The 22,970-nt window shown below is 66.4% G+C and carries 22 protein-coding genes; 16 read left to right on the top strand and 6 right to left on the bottom strand.

The window, feature by feature from the left end:
* Positions 1 to 70 precede the first annotated feature (70 nt).
* Together ABIC90_RS01105 and cysE are read left to right on the top strand one after the other, a co-directional pair.
* Positions 71 to 811, top strand: coding sequence for an RNA methyltransferase (locus tag ABIC90_RS01105; protein WP_354352196.1), 741 nt, complete (start codon positions 71 to 73; stop codon positions 809 to 811).
* Between the two features lie 58 nt (positions 812 to 869).
* Positions 870 to 1,661, top strand: coding sequence for a serine O-acetyltransferase (gene cysE, locus ABIC90_RS01110; RefSeq protein WP_354352600.1), 792 nt, complete (start codon positions 870 to 872; stop codon positions 1,659 to 1,661).
* 42 nt (positions 1,662 to 1,703) lie between these two features.
* On the opposite strand, the gene ABIC90_RS01115 is transcribed toward cysE, so the two are convergent.
* Positions 1,704 to 2,180 (bottom strand): carboxymuconolactone decarboxylase family protein, encoded by a 477-nt coding sequence (locus ABIC90_RS01115; RefSeq protein WP_354352197.1) that lies wholly within the window; start codon positions 2,178 to 2,180, stop codon positions 1,704 to 1,706.
* Positions 2,181 to 2,417: 237 nt separating this feature from the next.
* Between ABIC90_RS01115 and ABIC90_RS27375 the strand changes: the two genes are divergently transcribed.
* Together ABIC90_RS27375 and ABIC90_RS01125 are read left to right on the top strand one after the other, a co-directional pair.
* On the top strand, positions 2,418 to 2,705 hold the full coding sequence (locus ABIC90_RS27375) for a hypothetical protein (RefSeq protein ID WP_436318156.1): 288 nt from the start codon (positions 2,418 to 2,420) through the stop codon (positions 2,703 to 2,705).
* Between the two features lie 77 nt (positions 2,706 to 2,782).
* On the top strand, positions 2,783 to 3,082 hold the full coding sequence (locus tag ABIC90_RS01125; RefSeq protein ID WP_354352198.1) for a hypothetical protein: 300 nt from the start codon (positions 2,783 to 2,785) through the stop codon (positions 3,080 to 3,082).
* A 421-nt stretch (positions 3,083 to 3,503) separates the two neighbouring features.
* Here ABIC90_RS01125 and ABIC90_RS01130 read toward each other — a convergent pair whose 3' ends face one another.
* Positions 3,504 to 4,448 (bottom strand): LysR family transcriptional regulator, encoded by a 945-nt coding sequence (locus tag ABIC90_RS01130; protein ID WP_354352199.1) that lies wholly within the window; start codon positions 4,446 to 4,448, stop codon positions 3,504 to 3,506.
* Positions 4,449 to 4,550: 102 nt separating this feature from the next.
* Between ABIC90_RS01130 and ABIC90_RS01135 the strand changes: the two genes are divergently transcribed.
* Genes ABIC90_RS01135 through aroQ form a run of 6 tightly spaced genes read left to right on the top strand, consistent with a single transcriptional unit; the run spans position 4,551 to position 8,879 of the window.
* Positions 4,551 to 5,480, top strand: a complete 930-nt coding sequence (locus ABIC90_RS01135) for a ketopantoate reductase family protein (protein WP_354352200.1) — start codon at positions 4,551 to 4,553, stop codon at positions 5,478 to 5,480.
* Positions 5,477 to 5,860 (top strand): VOC family protein, encoded by a 384-nt coding sequence (locus tag ABIC90_RS01140; RefSeq protein WP_354352201.1) that lies wholly within the window; start codon positions 5,477 to 5,479, stop codon positions 5,858 to 5,860. The genes ABIC90_RS01135 and ABIC90_RS01140 overlap by 4 nt, the downstream gene beginning before the upstream one ends.
* 41 nt (positions 5,861 to 5,901) lie before the next feature.
* Positions 5,902 to 6,354, top strand: a complete 453-nt coding sequence (locus ABIC90_RS01145; RefSeq protein WP_354352601.1) for a MaoC family dehydratase — start codon at positions 5,902 to 5,904, stop codon at positions 6,352 to 6,354.
* Positions 6,351 to 7,580 (top strand): CaiB/BaiF CoA transferase family protein, encoded by a 1,230-nt coding sequence (locus ABIC90_RS01150; RefSeq protein ID WP_354352202.1) that lies wholly within the window; start codon positions 6,351 to 6,353, stop codon positions 7,578 to 7,580. Before ABIC90_RS01145 ends, ABIC90_RS01150 begins: the two co-directional genes overlap by 4 nt.
* Before the next feature lie 10 nt (positions 7,581 to 7,590).
* Positions 7,591 to 8,412, top strand: coding sequence for a shikimate dehydrogenase (gene aroE, locus ABIC90_RS01155; RefSeq protein ID WP_354352203.1), 822 nt, complete (start codon positions 7,591 to 7,593; stop codon positions 8,410 to 8,412).
* A 23-nt stretch (positions 8,413 to 8,435) separates the two neighbouring features.
* The gene (gene aroQ / locus ABIC90_RS01160) at positions 8,436 to 8,879 is read left to right on the top strand and encodes a type II 3-dehydroquinate dehydratase (RefSeq protein ID WP_354352204.1); all 444 of its coding nucleotides are present in this window, start codon (positions 8,436 to 8,438) and stop codon (positions 8,877 to 8,879) included.
* Positions 8,880 to 9,415: 536 nt separating this feature from the next.
* Here the strand turns inward: aroQ and cadR are convergent.
* A complete protein-coding gene (gene cadR / locus ABIC90_RS01165) occupies positions 9,416 to 9,889 on the bottom strand; it encodes a Cd(II)/Pb(II)-responsive transcriptional regulator (protein WP_354352205.1) in 474 nt (157 codons plus the stop codon).
* Between the two features lie 72 nt (positions 9,890 to 9,961).
* Here cadR and ABIC90_RS01170 point away from each other — a divergent pair, with 72 nt between their 5' ends.
* Positions 9,962 to 12,277, top strand: a complete 2,316-nt coding sequence (locus tag ABIC90_RS01170) for a heavy metal translocating P-type ATPase (RefSeq protein WP_354352206.1) — start codon at positions 9,962 to 9,964, stop codon at positions 12,275 to 12,277.
* 11 nt (positions 12,278 to 12,288) lie between these two features.
* On the opposite strand, the gene ABIC90_RS01175 is transcribed toward ABIC90_RS01170, so the two are convergent.
* On the bottom strand, positions 12,289 to 12,810 hold the full coding sequence (locus ABIC90_RS01175) for a hypothetical protein (protein ID WP_354352207.1): 522 nt from the start codon (positions 12,808 to 12,810) through the stop codon (positions 12,289 to 12,291).
* Positions 12,811 to 12,943: 133 nt separating this feature from the next.
* Here ABIC90_RS01175 and ABIC90_RS01180 point away from each other — a divergent pair, with 133 nt between their 5' ends.
* Positions 12,944 to 14,221, top strand: a complete 1,278-nt coding sequence (locus tag ABIC90_RS01180) for a cation:proton antiporter (protein ID WP_354352208.1) — start codon at positions 12,944 to 12,946, stop codon at positions 14,219 to 14,221.
* Positions 14,222 to 14,345: 124 nt separating this feature from the next.
* Here ABIC90_RS01180 and ABIC90_RS01185 read toward each other — a convergent pair whose 3' ends face one another.
* Positions 14,346 to 15,674: a heavy metal sensor histidine kinase gene (locus ABIC90_RS01185; RefSeq protein ID WP_354352209.1), complete on the bottom strand. Its 1,329-nt coding sequence runs from the start codon at positions 15,672 to 15,674 to the stop codon at positions 14,346 to 14,348.
* Positions 15,671 to 16,348: a heavy metal response regulator transcription factor gene (locus ABIC90_RS01190; protein ID WP_354352210.1), complete on the bottom strand. Its 678-nt coding sequence runs from the start codon at positions 16,346 to 16,348 to the stop codon at positions 15,671 to 15,673. Before ABIC90_RS01190 ends, ABIC90_RS01185 begins: the two co-directional genes overlap by 4 nt.
* Before the next feature lie 160 nt (positions 16,349 to 16,508).
* On the opposite strand from ABIC90_RS01190, the gene ABIC90_RS01195 reads away from it, so the two are divergent.
* The 4 genes from ABIC90_RS01195 to ABIC90_RS01210 all read left to right on the top strand — a co-directional run bounded on the left by ABIC90_RS01195 (position 16,509) and on the right by ABIC90_RS01210 (position 22,921).
* Positions 16,509 to 16,883 (top strand): hypothetical protein, encoded by a 375-nt coding sequence (locus ABIC90_RS01195; protein WP_354352211.1) that lies wholly within the window; start codon positions 16,509 to 16,511, stop codon positions 16,881 to 16,883.
* A gap of 95 nt (positions 16,884 to 16,978) precedes the next feature.
* Positions 16,979 to 18,316, top strand: a complete 1,338-nt coding sequence (locus ABIC90_RS01200; RefSeq protein WP_354352212.1) for a TolC family protein — start codon at positions 16,979 to 16,981, stop codon at positions 18,314 to 18,316.
* Between the two features lie 18 nt (positions 18,317 to 18,334).
* The gene (locus tag ABIC90_RS01205) at positions 18,335 to 19,699 is read left to right on the top strand and encodes an efflux RND transporter periplasmic adaptor subunit (RefSeq protein WP_354352213.1); all 1,365 of its coding nucleotides are present in this window, start codon (positions 18,335 to 18,337) and stop codon (positions 19,697 to 19,699) included.
* A gap of 9 nt (positions 19,700 to 19,708) precedes the next feature.
* On the top strand, positions 19,709 to 22,921 hold the full coding sequence (locus ABIC90_RS01210; protein WP_354352214.1) for a CusA/CzcA family heavy metal efflux RND transporter: 3,213 nt from the start codon (positions 19,709 to 19,711) through the stop codon (positions 22,919 to 22,921).
* Positions 22,922 to 22,970 lie beyond the last annotated feature (49 nt).

Consider the following 22,970-nt stretch of genomic DNA (forward strand, 5'->3'; position numbering starts at 1 on the left):
GCCCGGCGATGCGGGCGGCGAGAATCGGGCATTTTACCGGCTCTCGCCCGTTTGTGTCTCCCAACCCGCCATGCGCACCCGTTTCATCCTGATCCAGACCAGCCACGCCGGCAATGTGGGCGCCGCCGCCCGCGCCATGAAAACCATGGGTTTCGACGACCTCGTGCTGGTGGCGCCCCGCTGGGCCAACGTGCTGCGGCGCGAGGAAACCATCCAGCGCGCGAGCGGCGCCCTGGACGTGCTGACCAATGCCCGCATCGTCGAGACGCTGGACGAAGCGCTCGACGGCGTGACGCACCTTTGCGCCACCGCGATGATCCCGCGCGACTTCGGCCCGCCCACGCGCACGCCCCGCGAGCACCTGGCGCCGCTGGGCAAGCAGGGCGACCAGCACGTCGCCTTCCTGTTCGGCTCCGAGCGTTTCGGCATGCGCAACGAAGACGTGTATCGCTGCAACGTGGCGCTGAGCATTCCCACCGACCCGAAATTCGGCTCGCTGAACCTGGGCGCCGCCATCCAGGTGATCGCCTACGAATGGCGCCTGGCCATCGGCGGCTACGAGGTGCGCGACGCCACGCCCCCGCCGCCGGCAGCCGATGCGCAGGCCGTGGCCGGCATGCTCGACCACTGGGAGCGTTCGCTGGTGGACATCGGATTCCTGGACCCGGCCGCGCCCAAGAAGCTGATGCCCCGGCTGCAGCAGCTGTTCAACCGGGCGCAGCCCACGCCCGAGGAAATCCACATCCTGCGCGGCATCGCCAAGGCCATGACCGACGCCACCCGCGCACCCAGGGACGGCTCCGGCGGCTAAGAAACCCCATCGGAAGTACGCGAAGCACCCGGCTTTAGACTGCCCGGCCCCTATCGATATAACGACAACAAAGGCAGCGATGTTCTCTCGACTGCGCGCCGACATCCGGTGCATCCTCGAACGCGACCCGGCCGCCCGCAGTGCCTGGGAGGTGATCACGGTCTACCCCGGGTTCCATGCCGTGGTGCTGCATCGCTGGGCGCACGCCTGCTGGACGCACGGTTTCAAGTGGCCCGCCCGCTTCATCGCGCACTGGGCGCGCTGGATGACCGGCATCGAGATCCATCCCGCGGCCAAGATCGGCGAGCGGGTGTTCTTCGACCATGCGATGGGCGTGGTGGTGGGCGAAACCGCCGAGATCGGCGACGGCTGCACCATCTACCAGGGCGTGACGCTGGGCGGCACCTCGCTCTACAAGGGCACCAAGCGCCATCCGACGCTGGGAAAGAACGTGGTGGTGAGCGCGGGCGCCAAGGTGCTGGGCGGCTTCGTGGTGGGCGACGGCGCCAAGATCGGCAGCAACGCGGTGGTCATCAAGCCGGTGCCGGCGGGCGCCACCGCAGTGGGCATTCCGGCCCGCATCATCCCCTCGAAGGAGGGCGAGAGCGCCGACGTGGCCGCGCCGCAAAAGTTTTCGGCCTACGGCATCACGCAGGACGACGATCCGCTGAGCCAGGCCATGCGCGGGTTGATCGACAACGCATCGAGCCAGGAACACCAGATCGCGCTGCTGTGGCAGGCGATCGAGAAGCTGTCGGCGCACCCGGGCACCAGGGACTGCGTTCCGGGCGATGCGGCGCGCGATGAGTGCTTCGAGGCGGAGAAGCTGACGCAGTTGGTGGGCAAGTAGCGGGGCTTCGGCCAGGCATTCACCTGGCCTTCGAAAATGTGGTTATGGCTGCTTGACGCCCGCGGCGCGCCGCTCGGCAAAAAGCTCGGACAAGACCTGTGACGCCCGAATCGCCTTCGGGAAGCCTGCCGGCACCGTCACCATGTAGATGACTTCCTTCAGTTCATCCTCGCTCACGCCGATGTTCAGCGCGTAGCCGGCGTGGACCTTCATGAACACCGTTTCGCCGATCGCCGCGAATGCGGCAACCGCCGCCAACTGGCGTGTGCGGCTGTCGAGTTCCGTGCGCGACCACACGTCGCCCAAGGCGTAGGCCTCGGTCGCCTCGGCCAGGAACGGGAACTCTCGCCGCATGCGCTCCAGGGTCGATTGCGTCTGCCCGTTGTTCAGGCGTTGGACAGTGGCATCGCCACGCTGCACACGCTCCTGCACCGTCTGGGAGGCAGCCGATGTGGGCAGGGTGGAGAGGGCCAGCGCGGCGATTGCTGCGAACGGGAGGGCGAGGATGCGGATGTTCATGAACAAGCCTTTCAAACAATGGCGGCAGGACACACGGCGATCTCGTTCGTGTCGCCGTCTGCGGTTGTGCGATCAGGTCTCTGGTCATGGCTTCGTCGATGCCGCTGCCGGCAGCGGTGATCCGGATGACTTTGTTTGAATCGATCGGCTGAATCCCTCGGCCGGATGCTAGGCAATGCAGGGAAAAGGGGCGGATCGATTCCTCCACGATCGTTGCCTATTCCTGTCGGGCGGCCTATGCGTGTGTTCCTCACGCTCGGTATCGGCGTGGTCCTGGTCAGCGCGGTGCGTGCGTCGCGCCAGGCCGTGATCCCGCTGTGGTCCGACCACCTGATGCGCGCGCCCTCGATGGCCTCGCTGATCTACGGCCTGGCGGGTGGGATCGACATGCTGGTGTTCGCCGCGACCGGACTGATCGCCTTTGCTGCGGCGCTGACTGAATCATTGACCGACCACCTTAACCCCGCGTTCGAGATAACTGGTTGCGGCAGCATCCCTTGTCGGAAGCACGGTAACATTCTGTAGTCATCCGACACCTCACCCTGGTCGGATCAATACGAGAACGGCGACAACCCAGGGTGTCACCCGAATGGAGCGTCTCAATGTGGAGCATCTTGGTCGATCTGTGCATCGGCTTCTTCGACCTTGTTCTGGATGTCTTGATGTTCAGGCGTCAGCGCAGCAAGCACGGTCGCAATCCCCGCAGCGTTGCCGAAGATACGTTCGAGGTCGCGCGCTTCAGTTTCGTCACGTTAACTTTCATCGGGCTGGCCTGTGCCGGGTTGATGCTGCTCCTGGCCTTCGGGTTTGGGTTGTCGGTCGGCTTGAGCGTCGGGATCGGCATCGCCGTGGGAGCAATCTGGGGACTCTGGCAATACGCCCAATTGGTTCGTGAGCGGTGAGCGCATCGCGGCGCTGACCCTACCCCCGAACTAAGACCGCCTTCGCTGACGGCATATGCATCGTCAGCGAAGTTTCGCAGCTCAAAAAAATCCGTACCACTCCAGCCGAGCAACTTGGCAAGCGGATTGAGGACGAAATTGGATGGCTGCGCGACCAGCTGCAGTGGGCCCGTTGTTGACTTCTGCCTCTCGTCCCCGAAGTCCGCTTTGCGTTAAAAAGCGGCCGCCGTAAGGTACGGCGACCCTCTCGCGGACACCAACCAAGTCACCGAAGGACCATCTGCACAGACGGCTCAGGGCCTGGTCTAGGGGCCGGCCTGATAAAGCGCCATGTCAGAAGCTCAAGCCCAAGCTATCGCCTGAAGCAGTCGCTCGAAAGTGCATCGTGCTCTTCACCCTGGTCGTCGACCAGCTCGATCCTCTATTTACGCGCGTTCGATTTCTTGGCAAAAAGTCGCTCGCACAAACCCCGCAGCCAGCGATTCGCGGGGTCCTGGTTGTAGCGCGCATGCCAGTGCTGCTTGACGGTGAAGGGCGGCACGGGCACCGGGCAATCGAATACCGCGAGCCCGTTGGAGCGGGCCAGCGTCTCGCCAATCTGGCGGGGCACGGTGGCCACGAGGTCGGTGGTCGAGACGATGGCGGCCAGGCCCAGGAAGCCGGGTAGCTCCAGCAAGATACGCCGTTCGACGCGGTGCCGCAGCAGCGCCGCCTCCAGCAATTGCACGCCCGTGCCGCCGACGATGCCGATGTGCGCCTCGGCCCTGTAGTCGCGCAGGCCCATGCCCTTCGAGCCGACGCGCGGATGCCGGGCATTCACCAGGCACACCCAATCCTGCGGATACAACACCTGTTGGTAGAAGCCTGATTCGAGCCAGGGCACCAGTCCGATCGCCAGGTCGGCCTGGCCGGACTGCAGCGCCTGCCCGGTCTGATCGTCGATGCGCGCAGCCTCCAGGCGAATGCCGGGGCCCACCGCGCGCACATGCGCCAGCAGTTGCGGCAGCAGCGTGATGTGGCTGGCATCGGTCATGCAGATACGAAAGCGCCGTGTGGCGCTCGACGGATCGAACACGTCCTGCGGCGCGGCCACGCGGCGCAGCGCCGCCAGTGCCTCTCGCGCCGGAACGATCAGTTCGTCCGCACGCGGCGTCGGCTGCATGCCTGCCGCAGTGCGCACGAACAGCTCGTCGCCCAGGTGCCTGCGCAGTCGGCCCAGCCAGTTGCTCACCGTCGGCTGGCTCTGGCCGAGCTGGTCGGCCGCGCGCGTCACGCTCTGCGTGGTGTAGATCAGGTCGAACAGACGCAGCAGCTTGAGGCTGAGCAGGCCCGTGCCCGCATCGGGGTTGTCGTCGTCGGCGTTCATCTCAAAACGAAATGTAGACCATTCGCCCCATGTCATGGACGAGATGTTCCTCCCAACCTATCTTCAAGGCATTCCTTCGAGACACTCCTTCGAGAGACAGGCATGAAGATCTATTTCCTGGGCGCTGGCGCCCTCGGCTGTGCCATCGGCGGCACGCTCGCCGCCGGCGGGTCGGACGTCACGCTCATCGACCCGTTCCAGGCGCACGTCGACGCCATCCAGCGCGACGGCCTCCTCATGAAGGAAGGCGACTCGGAACGCCGCGTCAAGGTGCGCGCATCGACCGGCGTCGAGGGCCTGCCGCCGGCCGACCTGGTGATCGTGCTGGTCAAGTCCTTCCACACGCGCTCGGCCATCGAAGGCGCGCTGTCGATCGTCGGACCCGACACCGCGCTGATGTCGCTGCAGAACGGGATGGGCCACGAGGAAATCCTGGCCGATGTCGCCGGCCGCAAGCATGTGCTGGCCGGCAAGACCTATGTTGGCGGCGTTCTGCTCGGCCCGGGCCACATCATTGCCGGCACGCGTGGCAAACGCACGGTGATCGGCGAGCTCGACGGTAACCTGAGCGACCGCGCCAAAGCCATCGCAGCCGAGTTCGAGCGTGCTGGGCTGCCTTGCGAGGTCAGCGACAACATCATGGGCGTTATGTGGGACAAGCTGCTCATCAACGTTTCGACCGGCGCACTGAGCGGCATCACCGGCCAGGTGTACGGCAGCCTCTACGCGGTGCCCGAGATCGAGGCCACGGCCATCGCGGCCGTGGCCGAGGCGATGGCCGTCGCGCAGGCCATCGGCGTGAAGCTGTCGATCAAGGCCCCGCGCGATGCATGGGTGATGGCGGCCGAGGGCCTGCCCCATGAATTCAAGACCTCCATGTTGCAGAGCCTGGAGAAAGGCTCCATCACCGAGATCGACTTCATCAACGGCGCGGTGGTGCGCGCCGGGCGCCAGCACAAGGTGCCGACGCCGGTGAACCAGACGCTGGTTGCCGCCATCAAGGGCATCGAACGCCGGCTGGAGGCGAGATGAGCACGCCGCGCGCCTATGTGGAGCATGTCGCCATCTGGGTAAAGGACATCCACTGGCACATCAAGTTCTTCCACGACGTCTGCGGCATGAGGATGCGCGAAGTACAGGGAACGCTCGAAGACCCGGTGCAGTACTGGACCCTCGGCGGCATGCAGTTCATGGCCAAGCCGGACTACGCAGGGCCTGAAGGGCGCCTGGGCCATCTCGGCGTGATGTGCGAAGACCTCGAAGCCGCACTCGCCGCCGCGCAGGCCTTCGGCGTGACCGAAATGCCGCAGGGCCGCAACTGGCTGCGCCTGCCGGACGGCCTGGCCGTCGAATTTATCCAGGCCAGCGCAGGCGCCGTGGCGCGCGCGCTCGCCATCGATCCCCGCGCCTGAAGAACCGCTTCTCTATACAGAGACACGCACCAATGACCGCCTTGACCATCGAAGACAAGTACTGGGACGACGCCGTCGTCGGCCAGGAGTGCATCAGCCCGCCCTATGAAGTGACGGAGGCGCGCGTGATGGCATACGCAGACCTCACCGGCGACCACACCCCCGTACACACCGACGAAGCCTATGCACGCACCACGCCTTTCGGCACCCGCGTGGCGCACGGGCTGTTCGGCCTGTCGGTGGCCGACGGGCTCAAGACGAAGAGCGACATGCGCTTCATGCCGGGCATGTCGCTCGGCTGGGAATGGAGCTTCGTAGCCCCCATCAAGCTCGGCGACACGGTGCGCGTGAAGTTCTACGTCGGCAGCAAGCGCGAATCGAAGAGCAAGCCGGGCTGGGGCATCATCGTGCTGCCGTCCGAACTCATCAACCAGCGCGACGAGGTCGTGCAAAAAGGCGAGCACCGCGTGATGGTGCCGAGGAAGGCGGCATGAGCACGTCACCGAAACAGGCGCTTCCGCTGGCCGGCTTCCGCGTCGTCGACTACAGCCACTTTCTGGCCGGCCCCTATGTCGGCCGCTGCCTTGCCGCGCTCGGTGCGGAAGTCATCAAGGTCGAGCGTCCCGGCACGGGCGACGCGGGGCGTCAGCATGCGTGGTTCGTCGGCGACCACAGCGGCTACTTCCTGCAGCAGAACATGGGCAAGAAGGGGCTCAGCGTGAACACGAAGGACTCACGCGGCCGGGCGCTGATGAAGAAGCTGGTCGACAGTGCCGACGTGTTCGTCGAGAACTACCGTCCCGGTGCGCTCGACAAGCTGGGCCTGGGCTATGCCGAACTCGCGCAGACCAACCCCGGCCTCGTGTACTGCTCCATCTCGGCATACGGCCACACCGGCCCCGACTCGCACCGTGCCGGCTTCGGCCTCATCGCCGAAGCCAAGAGCGGCATCATGCAGATGGTCGGCAACCCGGGCGAAGCACCGCCGCTGCTGCGCATCTCCCTGGGCGACATGTACACCGGCATCCATGCGGTCGCCGCAATCAACGCCGCGCTGCTGGGGCGCGTGAAGTCCGCCCGCGGACAGCACATCGACATGGCGCTGTACGACACGCTGGTGTCCATGCACGAGTACGCGGTGCAGTGCTACACGCTCTCCAACGGGCAAGAGGTGCCGGTGCAGACCGGGCACGACATGCCCAATTCCACGCTCTATGGCGTGTTCCGCGCGCAGGACGGCGACATCGTGATCGCCGCGCAGGTGGACGACGCCTGGAAGCGCTTTGCCGCGCTGGTCGAGCAGAACGGCGGCCCCGCGGGTTTCGGCAGCGACACGCGGCTGCACGCATCGGCCGGGCGCAATGCCCATCGCGCCGAGATCCTCGAAGTGGTGAAGCCTTGGGTTGCGGGGCAGCCGGTCGCACAGGTGCTGAAGATGCTGGACGGCATCGACGTGCCTGCCGCCAAGGTTCAGCGCATCGACGAAGTGCTGGCCGACCCGCAGATCCGCGCGCGCGGCATGGTGATCGAGCAGGAGCATCCGGTCCTCGGAAAGATCCGCCTGCCGAACCTGCCCTTCCACATGTCGGGCTGCGACACCTCGATCACGCAGGTGGCGCCCGAGCTGGGCGAGCACAACGCGGAAATCGCGGCGAGCCTCGGCTTCGACGCCGCACAGATCGCCGACATGCAGGCCGATGGCGTGCTCTACAGCAAGTAAGGAGACAGCGATGACCGACAAGTACGCCGTGATCGGCAACCCGATAGGACACACCAAGTCGCCGATGATCCACGGCAGCTTCGCGCAGGCGACCGGCCAGGACATCGACTACAGCGCGATCGAAGGCTCGCTCGAACGCTTCGCCGACGACGTGCACGCATTTCGCAAGGCAGGCGGGCGAGGAATGAACGTCACTGCGCCCTTCAAGCTGCAGGCCTATGCGCTGGCCACCGAGCGGCTCGAACGCGCCGAACTCGCCGGCGCCACCAATGCGCTCAAGTTCGAGGGCGACCGCATCGTTGCCGACAACTTCGACGGCGTGGGCCTGACCAACGACATCCAGCGCAACCTGAGCTTCTCGCTCAAGGGGGCGCGCATGTTGGTGATCGGCGCAGGCGGTGCGGTGCGTGGCGCACTGTTGCCGTTTCTCGCGCAACAACCGGCCGTGGTGGTGCTGGCGAACCGCACGCAGGCCAAGGCCATCGACCTCGCGAAACAGTTTGCCGGCCACGGCCACGTGCAAGGCTGCGGCTATGGCGATCTGGCAGGCGAGCGATTCGACATCGTCATCAACGGCACCTCGGCGAGCCTCAGGGCCGAGTTGCCGCCACTGCCCGCGCAGGCGCTGCAGGGTGCGCAACTGGCCTACGAGCTCGCCTACGGCAAGGGCCTGACGCCCTTCCTGCGCCTGGCGCAGAACGCCGGCGTGCCGAAGCTGGCCGACGGCGTCGGCATGCTCGTGGAACAGGCGGCGGAAGCCTTCCTGTGGTGGCGCGGCGTGCGGCCCGACACGCGCAGTCTCATCGACCGCATGAGCATTCCCCTGGTCTGACTCGACGACACGCAGGCACTCCCATGAAGATACTCATGCTGCACGGCATCAACCACGACATGTTCGGCAAGCGCGACCCGAAGCAATACGGCACGGTGACGCTGGCCGAGATCGACGCGCAGTTGCAGGCACTCGGCAAGGAGCTCGGCACCGAGGTCGAGAGCTTCCAGACCAATTGCGAAGGCGCGATGTGCGAGCGCATCCACCGCGGCTTCACCGAGGGCGTGGACGCGGTGCTCATCAATGCCGGTGCCTGGACGCACTACAGCCACGGCATTCGCGATGCGCTGGCGATCCTCACCGTGCCTGTGGTCGAGTTGCATATGTCGAACATCCATGCGCGCGAGACGTTTCGCCATCACTCGGTGTTTGCCGAGATCGTGAAAGGACAGATCTGCGGCTTTGGCGTGGACAGCTACCTGCTCGGCCTGCGTGCCGCGGTATCGGCCGCCGCGCACGCGCAATGATGTTCATGTCGGTTGATGCGTCGGCCTTCGTCTGTCACCGTCACGCGGATCCCTCATGAGGAGCCGTCTTTCCAGACGCCCGTCGGGCCGCGAGATTTTCTGCAACACGGGGTGGCCACGTCAGCGGTCGAGGTGCGTGGCTGACGCAGCTTCAACCGACGGCTCAGGTACTCAGATGACTGCTATTGCGCCTGAAACAGGCATAAGGCCGTGGCGACATGAATGGCTGGTCATGGCCGATTGTGTTGAAAAACTCCCTCATGACATTTCAAGCGCGTTTCCAGGGGTACTCGAACCCTTGACCACATCACGATCGTCGATCTTGGAGCGATCTGAGAGGTCGACTTTTCTCGCGAGGAACCGAGCGCAGTAACGGCGGAGTTTTTCAACACAATCGGCCGACTGTAGCCGGTCGCGTCGCCTTCCTGAACGGGGCGCAGAGCAGCCATCCCGAACACATACCCTATCGATCCGGAACGCTATCGCACGGACCGATCGACGATTGAGTCGGCACGATCCCTTGAATCATCTCGCCCTCAACCCGACCGCTTTCCCGCCGTGTTGTGCAACGACCCATGCACATGCCCCGCGTGCCCCGCGGCGGTCTGGTGCGCGAGTGCGGCGGTGTCCAGCTCCTGCAGGATGCCGCAGGCATTCGCCGATTCGGGCCCGCCGCACTGCAGGCGCAGCGCCTTCAATTGCTTTTCGAGCGTCTTCAGTTCGGCGATGCGCGCGGCCACGTGGCCGATGTGGTCGTCCAGCAACTGGTTGACCTCGCCGCAGTCGTCCTGCGGCGCATCGCGGAATTTGAGCAGGCTGCGGATCTCGTCGAGCGTCATGCCCAGCGAGCGGCAACGCCGGATGAAGCCCAGGCGCTGGGCGTGCTCGTCGTCGTAGATGCGGTAGTTGCCATCGGTGCGTGCGGGCTCGGGCAGCAGTTGCTCTCGCTCGTAGTACCGGATGGTTTCGACGGGCGTGTTCGCGGCCTTGGCCAGTTCACCGATTTTCATGATGCGGCAAATCCGTAGTGAAGGAATTCTGCGTTTGACTCTACACCTGCTTCAGGGTTTCCAATGGACTTCATGACGAACCAGAACGCTTTGAAACCGCTGACGCCGGCCCTCGATTCGCACGACCACGACCACGGTCAGGGTCAAGACCACGCGCATGGGCACTCGCACGCGCATGCCCCGGTGGAAACGTCTTGCTGCGGCAGCCCGGTCTGCGGCTCGGCACCCGACGCGGACACCGCCGACATCCCCAAGGGCGCCTTGCTCTTTCGCATTCCGACGATGGATTGCGCCGTCGAGGAATCGGAAATCCGTCGCGCCCTCGAACCGGTCGCGGGTGTCAAAGGGCTGCGCTTTCGCCTCGGCGAGCGCACGATGGCCATCACGGCCGACGACACGGCCTTGCCCCAGGCGCTCGACGCGATCCGCAAGGCTGGCTTCAAGCCCGAGCCACTCGGCGATGCGAGCGCTCCGGCCACCGGCGCAGCAGCAGCTCCCGCACGCATCGCGGGCATGAGCACCGGCCTCGCGCGCCTCATCGCCGCACTGGTGCTGGCCATAGCGGCCGAGTCGATCTCCTTTCTCGCGCTCGAAGGCAAGGGCTTCATGGCCGCCGAGATGGTGCTTGCACTCGCCGCCATCGGCCTGGCGGGCCTGGACACCTACAAGAAGGGCTTCGGCGCACTGGTGCGCGGCCGCCTCAACATCAACGCCCTGATGGCCGTTGCCGTGACGGGCGCCTTCATCATCGGCCAGTGGCCCGAAGCCGCGATGGTGATGGCGCTCTACGCGATTGCCGAACTCATCGAAGCCCGCGCCGTCGACCGTGCCCGCAACGCCATTCAAAGCCTGCTGGCCCTCGCGCCCGAGCAAGCCGAAGTCAGGCAGCCCGACGGCAGCTGGCAGACCGTGATGGCCGATGCGGTGCCGCTGGACACCATCGCACGCATCCGCCCCGGCGCGCGCGTGCCGCTCGACGGCGTGGTCACCGCGGGCCTGAGCGCCATCGACCAAGCGCCGGTCACGGGCGAGAGCATCCCGGTCGACAAGACCATCGGCGACCCGGTCTTCGCGGGCACCATCAACCAGACGTCCGCGCTCGAATTCCGCGTGACGGCGGTGGCGGCCAACACCACGCTCGCGCGCATCATCCATGCGGTCGAAGAGGCGCAGGGCACGCGCGCCCCCACGCAGCGCTTCGTCGACAAGTTCGCATCGATCTACACGCCGGCGGTCTTTGCGATGGCGGTGGCAATCGCGCTGTTCACGCCCCTGTTCATGGATTGGACCTGGCTGCAGGCCCTCTACAAGGCGCTGGTGCTGCTGGTCATCGCGTGCCCGTGCGCGCTGGTCATCTCCACGCCCGTCACGGTGGTGAGCGCGCTCGCATCGGCCGCGCGGCGCGGCATCCTGATCAAGGGCGGCACGTACCTTGAAGAGGCGCGCAAGCTCAAGGCGGTGGCACTCGACAAGACGGGCACCATCACCGAAGGCAAGCCGAAGCTGGTCGAATCCACGCTGCTGGATGCATCGGGCAACGAGTCCGCCGTGTTCGCGATGGCCGCGAGCATCGCGGGGCGCTCGGACCATCCGGTGTCCAAGGCCATCGCCGAAGGACTGAAAGGCGCGCGCGAAGAAGTCGGCGATTTCACCGCGCTGCCCGGACGCGGCGTGCAGGCCACGCTGGCGGGGCAGATCTACATGCTCGGCAACCACCGCCTGATCGAGGAAAAGGGCCTGTGCACCCCCGCGCTCGAAGCCGAACTCAAGCGCCACGAAGAGTCCGGCCGCACCGTGACGCTTCTGGCATCCGAGCGGGCCGTGCTCGCACTCTTCGCCGTGGCCGACACGATCAAGGAATCGTCGCAAGCTGCCGTGGCCGAGCTGCGCGCCCTGGGCGTGGTGCCCGTCATGCTCACCGGCGACAACGCCGCGACGGCCAGGACCATCGGCGCTCACGCCGGCATCGACGATGTGCGCGGCAACCTGCTGCCCGAGGAAAAGCTGGGCGCCATCAAGGCCATGCAGGAGCGCTATGGCGCGGTCGCGATGACCGGCGACGGCATCAACGACGCCCCGGCGCTCGCACAGGCCGACATCGGCTTCGCCATGGGCGGCGCGGGCACCGACACCGCGATGGAAGCCGCCGACGTGGTCATCATGAACGACGACCTGCGCCGCATTCCAGAGACCATCCGCCTCTCGCGCCGCGCACACGCGGTGCTGTGGCAGAACATCACGCTGGCGCTCGGCATCAAGGGCGTGTTCTTCGTGCTCGCGGTGTTCGGCAGCGCAACGATGTGGATGGCGGTGTTCGCGGACATGGGGGCGAGTCTGCTGGTGGTGGCGAATGGGCTGCGGTTGATGCGCGCTGAAAAGCAGGCTTAGCGCACGGCAGATCAGTCGGTGTCGGAGAAGAGCATGTGAAAGATGCGATCCCAAGGCTCCTTGCCGAGGCAGTACTCATAAGGCCTGATGCCTTCAGGGACTCGCTCGCTTGCTTCCTCCGTGGAGATGACACGATAGCCTGCCGCCTCGACGAGCGAGAAGACAGAGCGCTCGAACTCCGATACGAGGTCGCTTGAGGCCAGGAGTTCTTCGGGTTCAAGGCCACTGCGGGCGAACGACGTTGGGGTGATGTGAGCGCTTTTTCGCCCGATCGCCGCGAAAGGACCCAGCAGGCTCATGTTGACCTGCAGGCCTTCGATCTTTCCGTAGTCTCCGCGGCGAGCGTGGACAAAGACGGCGGCGTAGTTGGAGAGGCCGCCGTTGGCAATCACCAGAACCTGAGATAGGGGCGGCGCCTGGAGTTCGGAAATCAGGGGGGCCACGATCCTGTCGAAGAAGTTGGCCTCATGCCCGAATCCCGGAGCGATGGGTTGCCAATCCTGGAGCTTCAGAAGGTCTTCGTGCGAGAACATGGGTTGTGGGGCAATAAAGGCGATGTGGAACGAGCCGCTTTCTAGCACGCACCCTCGCCGCGCCGGCCCGATTGAACCGGAGTCTGCGCAGCACTAACATCGGCGGCTGTCGCCCCATCTGGCCCCGATTCCTATGTCCGTCACCACCCTGCTGCTGCAACTCGTCGTCATCCTCACCACCGCGCGCGTTTGCGGCTGGCTGCTTCGCTACCTCGGCCAGCCCAGCGTGGTGGGCGAAATGGCCGCGGGCCTGATGCTCGGGCCGGCGGTGATGGGGGCGCTGTTCCCGTTGCTGCACGCGCAGCTGTTCGCCAAGGAGCTGCTGCAGGGCCTGTCGTCGCTGTCGACCGTGGGGCTGGTGCTGTTCATGTTCGTCGTGGGCCTGGAGCTGCGCTCCTCGCAGAACATGCGCGCGCAGCTCAAGGCCGCCGGCGCGGTGGGCGTGCTCAGCGTGGTCGTGCCGCTGGCGCTGGGCCTGGCGATTTCGCCGACGCTGTATCCCGCGCTCGCGCCGGCCGGCGTGGCGTTCTGGCCCTTCGCGCTGTTCATGGCGGCGGCGCTGTCGATCACGGCCTTTCCGGTCATGGCCCGCATCCTCAAAGACCGCGGCATGACGCGCACGCCGTTCGGCCAGCTGTCGCTCAGCGCCGCGGCGGTGGTCGATGTGTTCGCCTGGATCCTGCTCGCCTTCGTGGTGGCCATGGTGGGCGCGGGCGAGGGCTACACGGGCCTCATCAAGATCACGGTCGGTGTGGTGGTGATGCTGGCCTTTTTGTTCTTCGGGCTGAAGCCGGCGTTTGCCTGGCTGCTGCGCGTGAAGGCGCCCGACGGCGAGCCCTCGACCACGGTGATGGCCTCGCTGATGATCGGCCTGCTGGTCACCTCGCTGCTGACCGAATGGCTGCACCTGCACGCGGTGTTCGGCGCTTTCCTGTTCGGTGCCTGCCTGCCGCGCGACGACCGCCTGCTGCGCTCGCTGAGCGAGCGCATCGAACCAATCTCCATCGTGGTGCTGATGCCGCTGTTCTTCGCGCTCGCCGGGCTGGGCACCACCGCCAGCGCCTTCAACGGTGCGAGCCTGGGCGCGATGCTGCTGATCATCGGCGTGGCCACCTTTGGCAAGATCGCCGGCGGCGCGGCCGGTGCGCGCATGGCCGGCTACAGCTGGCGCGACAGCATGGCCACCGGCTCGCTGATGAATGCGCGCGGCCTGATGGAGCTGATCGTCATCAAGATCGGCTTCGACGTGGGCCTCATCGGCCCCGAGCTGTTCACGATGCTGCTGGTGATGGCGCTCGCCACCACCGCGATGACCGGGCCGCTGATGACGCTGTGCATCGGCCGCAAGACCAAGCCGGTTGCCGCCGATGTGGCGGCGCTGGTCGATGCCGAGGCGCACGCCAAGCCCTGAGGCCCCTTGCTTCCGTAAAAGGATCCATTCACGCTGAGCTTGTCGAAGCGCGGCGCAAGGCTTCGACAGGCTCAGCCCGAACGGTGGTGACTACCTCGGCCCGAACGGTTGGTGTGGTCTCGCCTCAGCCGTTGCGGCGCACGCTAAATCCGATGCGCGTCTCGCCGCCCTGGCTGTGCGCGAACACCTCGCCGCCGTGCATGCGCGCGATGGCCTCGACGATGGCCAGGCCCAGACCGTGGTGCCGGGTCGAGCCGTCCCGGGCCTCTGCCGCGCGGTAGAAGCGCTCGAACAGGCGGGGCAGGGCGACCGCATCTATCGCCTCGCCGCGGTTCACGACAGAGAGAGTGAAGGCTTCGTTGTCCTCGGCGATGACGATCGCCACGGTCGAGGCTGGCGCCGCAAAGCGGATCGCATTGCCCAGCAGGTTGGAGAGCGCGCGGCGGATCAGCGCGGCATCCACATCGGCCATCGCGTCGCCGGTGACTTCGGCCTTCAGTCCCGCCTCGTCGAGCATCGCGTCGTAGAAATCGACGACGTCGCGCGCCTGCGCCGCAAGGCTCACGACCGAGCGCGAGCGTGTCGAGGTGCCGCGGTCGGCCTTCGACAGAAACAGCATGTCGGTGACGATGCCCGAGAGCCGGGCGATCTCCTCGAGGTTCGATGTCAGCACGCCGTGCAGTTCGTCGTTGGAACGCTGCCGCGTCAGCGCGAGTTCGGTGGAGCCGATGAGGTTGGCCAGCGGCGTGCGCAGCTCGTGCGCCACGTCGGCATTGAAGGATTCGAGCTGCACGTAGGCGCGCTGCACCCGCAGCAGCAGGGCATTGAACTGGGTGATCCAGGGGCGCAGTTCTTCGGCGAAGGCCATCGCATCGATGGGCGGGTTGGCCCTGTCGGGCGCCATGGCCGCCGTCTGCCGGGTCAGCGCCTTCAGCGGCCGCAACCCGCGCCGCACCAGCCACGTGCCCGTGAGCGACACCAGCGCCGTGCCCAGCACCACCGCGCCGAGCAGCGTCCAGGCCAGGCGTTGGAGCAGGCGCGCTTCCTGCGCCATGTTCACGCCCAATTGCACCTGCAGGTCCGTCGTCAGCGCGCCTTGCTGCCAGGGCACGACCAGGTCGCGCCGCATCCAGCGGCCGCCCGTGGTGGGCCGCGATTGAAAGAGCGGCTTGCCCGCATGCGAGATCGACAGGCTCACATCGTCCTGCATCGAGAAGAAGTCGTCGAGCTTGTGCCGCAGAAAGACCAGGTCGCCGCCTTTCTCGGCCTCCTTGAGCAGGTGCTGCACCAGCAGCGACTTGCCGTCGAGTTCGTCCGCCTGCTTCTCGCCGAAGTTCCACGCGGTGACCAGGTAGATGGAAAGGCAGATCACGCTGAGGCCGAACAGCGTCTGTGCGGCGAACCAGAGCGAGAGGCGGCGCTGGATCGAGTTCGAGCGAGGCCGGGGGCTCATGCCCAGGATCGGTCTTCCAGCACGTAGCCCATGCCGCGCACGGTGTGCAGCAGCTTCACTTCGAACGGGTCGTCGATCTTGCTGCGCAGGCGCCGGATGGCCACCTCGACCACGTTGGTGTCGCTGTCGAAGTTCATGTCCCACACCTGCTCGGCCAGCGTGGTGCGCGAGAGGATCTGTCCGCGCCGGCGCAGCAGCACCACCAGCAGCGTGAACTCCTTGGCGGTGAGCTCCAGCCGCTCGCGGTTGCGAAACACCTTGCGGCTGGCCATGTCCAGCTCCAGGTCGGCCAGGCGCAGCACGGTCGAGTCTTGTGCCTGGCCGCGCCGCAGGAGCGCCTGCACGCGTGCCAGTAGTTCGGAGAAAGAGAAGGGCTTGACCAGGTAGTCGTCGGCGCCTTGCTGCAGGCCCTGCACCCGGTCTTCGACCTTGTCGCGCGCGGTGAGCACCAGCACGGGCACGGTCTTCGTGCGCCGTATGGCCTGCAGCACCGCAAAGCCGTCGATGCCGGGGAGCATCACGTCGAGCAGGACCAGTGCGTAATCCCCCTCGGTGGCGAGGTAGCGGCCCTCGATGCCGTCACGCGCTATGTCGACGACATAACCGTTTTCTTCGAGCCCCTTTTTGAGGTAGTCGCCCAGTTTGGGTTCGTCTTCGATGACAAGAATGCGCATCGGCAGATCGTACTCAACCGCTCTTGAAATGCTGGTTACCGTTTGGTAATCCTGTTGACGGACAAGGCGCCGCCTTCAGGTCGTACATTGCGCCGGGCCCTCGATTTGCAGGACTTTGCCGCAGCCGCTTCAAGAGGCCGTCGATATACTTTTTGCACCCATGCGTCGCTGGCTCCTCATTTTTCTGCTGCTCCTGCTTCCGTTCCAGCTCAGCTGGGCGGCGTCGGCGGCGTATTGCGAGCACGAGCGCGACACGCAGCCCGGGCACTGGGGCCATCACGAGGACGAGCCCCACGGCACCGACCGCACGCACACCGGCGATGGTGCCAAGAAGAACACCACCACCCAGCCCAACGCGGCAGTGGGCCATTGCATGGTGGGCCACTTCGGTTGTGCCCAGCATGTGAACGTGGTGCCCGCCAAAGCGGACGCCGCACCGCGGCTGCCGCAGCTTGTGCAAGCCCTGCTGGAAGAGCGTTTCGTTTCCCACGTCTCCGAAGTGCCGGTGCGCCCCGCACGGTCTCTCGCCCTTTGATTCGGCGAGAGAACACCCAAACCCACTGATCCTTTCCATCAGCTGAGCTCTCGCCGAATTCGTCCGTCCGTTGTTTTGCAACCCAGGAGAATTCGATGCGCACGCTCTTCGTGCCGCTGGCCGTGTTGGCCTTGGCGGTACCCCCGGCCCATTCACAGATTGCACAGATTGCGCAGCCGGCACAGTCCACACATACCGATGGCCGGTCCCTGTCTTCTTCATCCCGCCCGGCCGCCAGAACGCTGGAGCCCGCGGGCCCGCTGACCCTGCGCAGCGCCGTTGCAATGGTGCTGCAGTCCAACCCCAGTCTTTCCGCGGCCTCGCGCGAGCAGGACGCCACCGAGGGCGCCGTCGTCCAGGCGGGCGCCTGGCCCAACCCGGTGCTCGACGCGCAGCTGGAAGACTTGCGCCGCGACAACCGCACCACCACGCTACAGCTGAGCCAGCCCATCGAGCTGGGCGGCAAGCGCGCGGCCCGCGTCACCGCCGCCGAGCGCGCGCGGGACCAGGCCGCGTCGGCACTCGTTGCGCGCCGCTCGGAGTTGCGCGCGGCGACCGTCACGCTGTTCCTCGAGGTGCTCACGGCGCAAGAGCGCCTGCGGCTCGCGCAGGATGCCGTGGGGCTCGCGCAGTTGGCGACCAGGGCGGCCACCAACCGCGTGACGGCGGGCAAGGTCTCGCCGTTGGAAGAGACCCGGTCGCGCGTGGCCGAGGCCGGCGTGCGCGTCGAGCTGCTGCAGGCTGAGGGCACGCTGCGCGCGGCGCGCCAGCAATTGGCTGCACTGTGGGGCAACCCCAGCCCGCGCTTCACGCAGGCCGACGGCGCGGTCGACCAGTTGCCGGCGATGGCTTCGGAGCAGGACGTGGCAGGTCGTCTCTTCGCCGCGCCCGTGCTGCGGCAGGCCCGGCTCGAGGTCGAGCGGCGCGAGGCGCTCTCCAGCCTGGAGCAGGCCAAGCGCATCCCCGACATCACCGTGTCGCTGGGCGCCAAGCGTGTGCCGGCTTCCAACGACAGCGAGGGCACGAGCAGCCGCCGCAACCAGGTCGTCGTCGGCCTCTCGGTGCCGCTGCCGATCTTCGACACCAACCGCGGCAACCTCGCGGAAGCCTTGAGCCGCGAAGAGAAGGCGCGCGACGACCTCGCCGCCGCCGAGCTGCAACTGGGCGCCGATGTGGCGCAGGCCACCGAGCGCCTGCGTTCGGCACGCGCCACCGCCCAGATGCTGCAGCGCGACGCGCTCCCCGGCGCCGAGACCGCCTACAGGGCCGCGACCAAGGGCTTCGAACTGGGCAAGTTCAGCTTTCTGGAAGCGCTCGATGCGCAGCGCACGCTGTTCCAGGTGCGCAACCAGTACCTGCTGGCGTTGGCCGATGCGCACCGCGCGGCCGGCGAACTGGCGCGACTGCTCGGCACCGACGGCGAAGAAAGCTGACAAGGACACCTTCACATCATGAACACACAAGAACGCAAGACCGTCGCCGAGCGCATCGGCAAGAAGCAGTGGATGGCCATCGTGGCCGTCCTGGTCGTGGGGCTCGTTGCCGGCGCGCTGATCCTGCGCACCGCGCCGGCCAAGCCCGAAGCGGCGGGCCATTCGGAAGCCGGGGGGCATGCCGACGGCGAGCACCACGAAGAAGGGAAGGCCGAAGACAAGGACCATGGCCATGACCACGGTCATGAAGAGGCCAAGGGCCATGGCGACAAGGAGCACCATGGCGATGAAGCCAAGGAGAAGGGCACTGCTGGTGAAGCGAAGGCCGCGTCAAATGAACACAAGGAGGGGGAGGAAGAAAAGATTCCTTTCACCGACGAGCAGATCAAGTCTGCCGGCCTCACGCTCGAAAGCGCCGGCCCCGCGCGCATCAAGACCTCGCTGCAACTGCCCGGCGAGATCAAGTTCAACGAAGACCGCACGGCCCATGTGGTGCCGCGCGTGGCTGGCGTGGTCGACAGCGTGTCGGCCAACCTGGGCCAGGAGGTCAAGCGCGGACAGGTGCTCGCGGTGCTATCGAGCCCGGGGCTCTCGGAGCAGCGCAGCGCCTTGCAAACGGCGCAGCGTCGGCTGGAGCTGGCCCGCTCCACCTACGAGCGCGAGAAGAAACTGTGGGAAGAAAAGATCTCCCCCCAGCAGGACTACCTGCAGGCCCAGCAGGCCATGCAGGAAGCGCAGATCGCCGTCGCCAACGCCAACCAGAAGCTGCTGGCGCTGGGCGCCACGCCGGGCTCCGCCGCGCTCGGCCGCTACGAGCTGCGCGCGCCCTTCGACGGCATGGTGGTCGAGAAGCACATTTCTCTCGGCGAATCGGTGGGCGAGGCGGTCAACGTGTTCACCATCTCCGATCTCTCGACGGTGTGGGCCGAGATCAGCGTGGCGGCCAACAACCTGAACCTGGTGCGCATCGGCGAGGCGGTGACCATCCGTTCGACCGCGTTCGACCAGACCGCGAGCGGCACCGTGTCGTACGTGGGCTCGCTCATCGGCGCGCAGACGCGCACCGCCACGGCGCGCGTCACGCTGACCAATCCGCAGCGCGTGTGGCGCCCGGGCCTTTTCGTGAACGTGGAGCTGGTGGCGTCCGAGGCGGATGCGCCCGTCACCGTGTCGGCCGAAGCTGTGCAGACGGTGGAGGAGAAACCCACCGTCTTCCTCAAGGTGCCCGGCGGCTTCCTGCCGCAGCATGTGCAGATGGGCCGCAGCGACGGCAAGCGCATCGAGATCGTGGGCGGCCTGAAGCCCGGCGCCCCTTACGCGGCCAGCGGCAGCTTCCTCGTGAAATCGCAGCAGGGCAAGAGCTCTGCCACGCACACCCACTGAGGACGCCGCATGTTCGAACGAATCATCGGGTTCTCCATCGCGCAGCGCTGGCTGGTGCTGCTCGCCGTGCTCGGCATGGCCGCGCTCGGCGTCTTCAGCTACCAGAAGCTGCCCATCGACGCGGTGCCCGACATCACCAACGTGCAGGTGCAGATCAACACCGCCGCGCCCGGCTATTCGCCGCTCGAAGCCGAGCAGCGCGTGACCTATCCCATCGAGACGGTGATGTCGGGCCTGCCGGGCCTGCAGCAGACCCGCTCGCTCTCGCGCTACGGTCTCTCGCAGGTGACGGTGATCTTCGAGGACGGCACCGACATCTACTTCGCGCGGCAACTCGTGAACGAGCGCATCCAGTCGGCGCGCGAGAGCATGCCCAGCGGGATCTCGCCGGTGATCGGGCCGATCTCGACGGGCCTCGGAGAAATCTACCTCTGGACCGTCGAAGCGGAAGAGGGCGCGAAGAAGCCCGACGGCAAGCCCTACACGCCCACCGACCTGCGCGAGATCCAGGACTGGATCATCAAGCCGCAGCTGCGCAACGTGAAGGGCGTGACCGAGATCAACTCCATCGGCGGCTACGCCAAGGAGTTCCAGATCGCGCCCGATCCGGCCAAGCTCCTGGCCCACGGCCTCACGATGACCGACCTGGTCACCGCGCTGGAGCGCAACAACGCCAACGTGGGCGCGGGCTACATCGAGAAGCGCGGCGAGCAGTACCTCATTCGCGCGCCGGGGCAGGTGAAGTCGGTGGAGGACATCGGCAACGTCATTCTTGGCAACGCAGGCGGCATTCCGCTGCGGGTGCAGGACGTGGCGCAAGTCGGCATCGGACAGGAGTTGCGCACGGGTGCCGCTACCGACAACGGCCGCGAGGTGGTGCTGGGCACCGTCTTCATGCTGATCGGCGAGAACAGCCGCACCGTGTCGCAGGCGGTCGACAGGAAGATGCAGGAGGTCAACCGCACGCTGCCCGCGGGCGTGAAGGCGGTGACGGTGTACGACCGCACGGTGCTGGTGGACAAGGCCATCGCCACGGTGAAGAAGAACCTCTTCGAGGGCGCGGTGCTGGTGATTGCGATCCTGTTCCTCTTTCTGGGCAACATCCGCGCGGCGCTGATCACCGCACTGGTGATTCCGCTGTCGATGCTCTTCACCTTCACCGGCATGGTGAACCAGAAGGTCAGCGCCAATCTCATGAGCCTGGGCGCGCTGGACTTCGGCATCATCATCGACGGGGCGGTGGTGATCGTGGAGAACTGCGTGCGGCGTCTCGCGCATGCGCAGGCCAAACATGGCCGTCCGCTCACGCGCAGCGAGCGCTTTCATGAAGTGTTCGCCGCCTCGCAGGAGGCGCGGCGTCCGCTGCTGTTCGGGCAGCTGATCATCATGATCGTGTACCTGCCGATCTTTGCGCTCACGGGCGTGGAGGGAAAGCTCTTCCACCCGATGGCCTTCACCGTGGTGATCGCGCTGCTGGGCGCGATGATCCTGTCGATCACCTTCATTCCCGCGGCCGTGGCGCTTTTCATCGGCAACAAGGTCAGCGAAAAAGAAAACCGCCTGATGGTGTGGGCCAAGCGCGGCTACGAGCCGATGCTGGCGCGCGCGATGGCGGCCAAGCCGCTGGTCATCACGACGGCGGCGGTGGCGGTGCTGCTCTCGGGCCTGCTGGCCACGCGCCTGGGGACCGAGTTCGTGCCCAGCCTCGGCGAAGGCGACTTCGCGGTGCAGGCATTGCGCATTCCGGGCACCAGCCTCACGCAGTCTGTCGAAATGCAGAAGCAGCTCGAGCGCACGCTGAAGGCCAAGTTTCCGGAGATCGAGCGCGTGTTCGCGCGCACCGGCACGGCCGAGATCGCGTCGGACCCGATGCCGCCCAACATCTCCGACGGCTACATCATGTTGAAGCCCGAGAGCGAATGGCCCGCGCCGAAACGCACACGCGCAGAGCTGCTGACGGCGGTGCAGGAAGAGGTCGAGAAACTGCCGGGCAACAACTACGAGTTCTCGCAACCGATCCAGCTGCGCTTCAACGAGCTCATCTCGGGCGTGCGCAGCGACGTGGCCGTGAAGATCTTCGGCGACGACATGGCGGTGCTCGACCGGACGGCGGCCGAGGTGTCGACGGTGCTTTCGGGCATCTCCGGCGCGGCCGAAGTGAAGGTCGAGCAGACCACGGGCCTGCCGATGCTCACGGTGAACATCGACCGCCAGAAGACCGCGCGCTACGGCCTGAACGTGGGCGACGTGCAGGACGCGATTTCCATCGCGGTCGGCGGCCGCGAGGCCGGCACGCTGTTCGACGGCGACCGGCGCTTCGACATCCTCGTGCGCCTGCCCGAGAGCCTGCGCACCGACCTGGAGGCGATCAAGCGCCTGCCGGTGGCCTTGCCCAAGGGGGCTGGCGCCGAAGTGCAACGCACCAGCTTCATTCCGCTGGGCGAAATCGCCACGCTGGAGCTTGCGCCGGGCCCGAACCAGGTGAGCCGTGAGAACGGCAAGCGCCGCATCGTGGTGAGCGCCAACGTGCGCGGCCGCGACCTCGGCTCCTTCGTGGCCGAAGCCGAAGAAGCGATGCGCAAGGTGAGCATTCCGGCGGGCTATTGGACCGTGTGGGGCGGACAGTACGAGAACCTCGCCTCCGCCACCGAGCGGCTGCAGGTGGTGGTGCCGGTGTCGCTGCTGCTGGTGTTCACGCTGCTGTTCGCGATGTTCGGCAACCTGAAGGACGGCCTGCTGGTGTTCACCGGCATCCCATTCGCGCTCACCGGCGGCATCGTCGCGCTGTGGATGCGCGGCATCCCGCTGTCGATCTCGGCGGCGGTGGGTTTCATCGCGCTCTCGGGCGTGGCGGTGCTCAACGGGCTGGTGATGATCTCGTTCATCCGCAACCTGCGCGAGGGCGGACTGCCGCTTGACGAGGCGATCCGCGAAGGCGCGCTCACCCGCCTGCGGCCGGTGCTGATGACGGCGCTGGTGGCGTCGCTGGGCTTCGTGCCGATGGCGATCGCCACCGGCACCGGTGCCGAGGTGCAGCGGCCGCTGGCGACGGTGGTGATCGGCGGGATTCTGTCTTCGACGGCGTTGACTCTGCTGGTGCTGCCGCTGCTGTATCGCATCGCGCATCGGCGGGGTGAAGACGAGGCGCTGGAGGACGCCGGCGAGCGGCAGCACGGCGCATCGCTGGATCCGGCGCAAGGAGTGACGACCCAGGGCACATGAGCCTCGGCCGGCCTGGCGTCCTGGTTCAGGCCAGCGGCGCCGATCCAGA

Origin of the sequence: Variovorax boronicumulans (assembly GCF_040544675.1) — a bacterium.
Classification (GTDB): Bacteria; Pseudomonadota; Gammaproteobacteria; order Burkholderiales; family Burkholderiaceae_C; genus Variovorax; species Variovorax boronicumulans_D.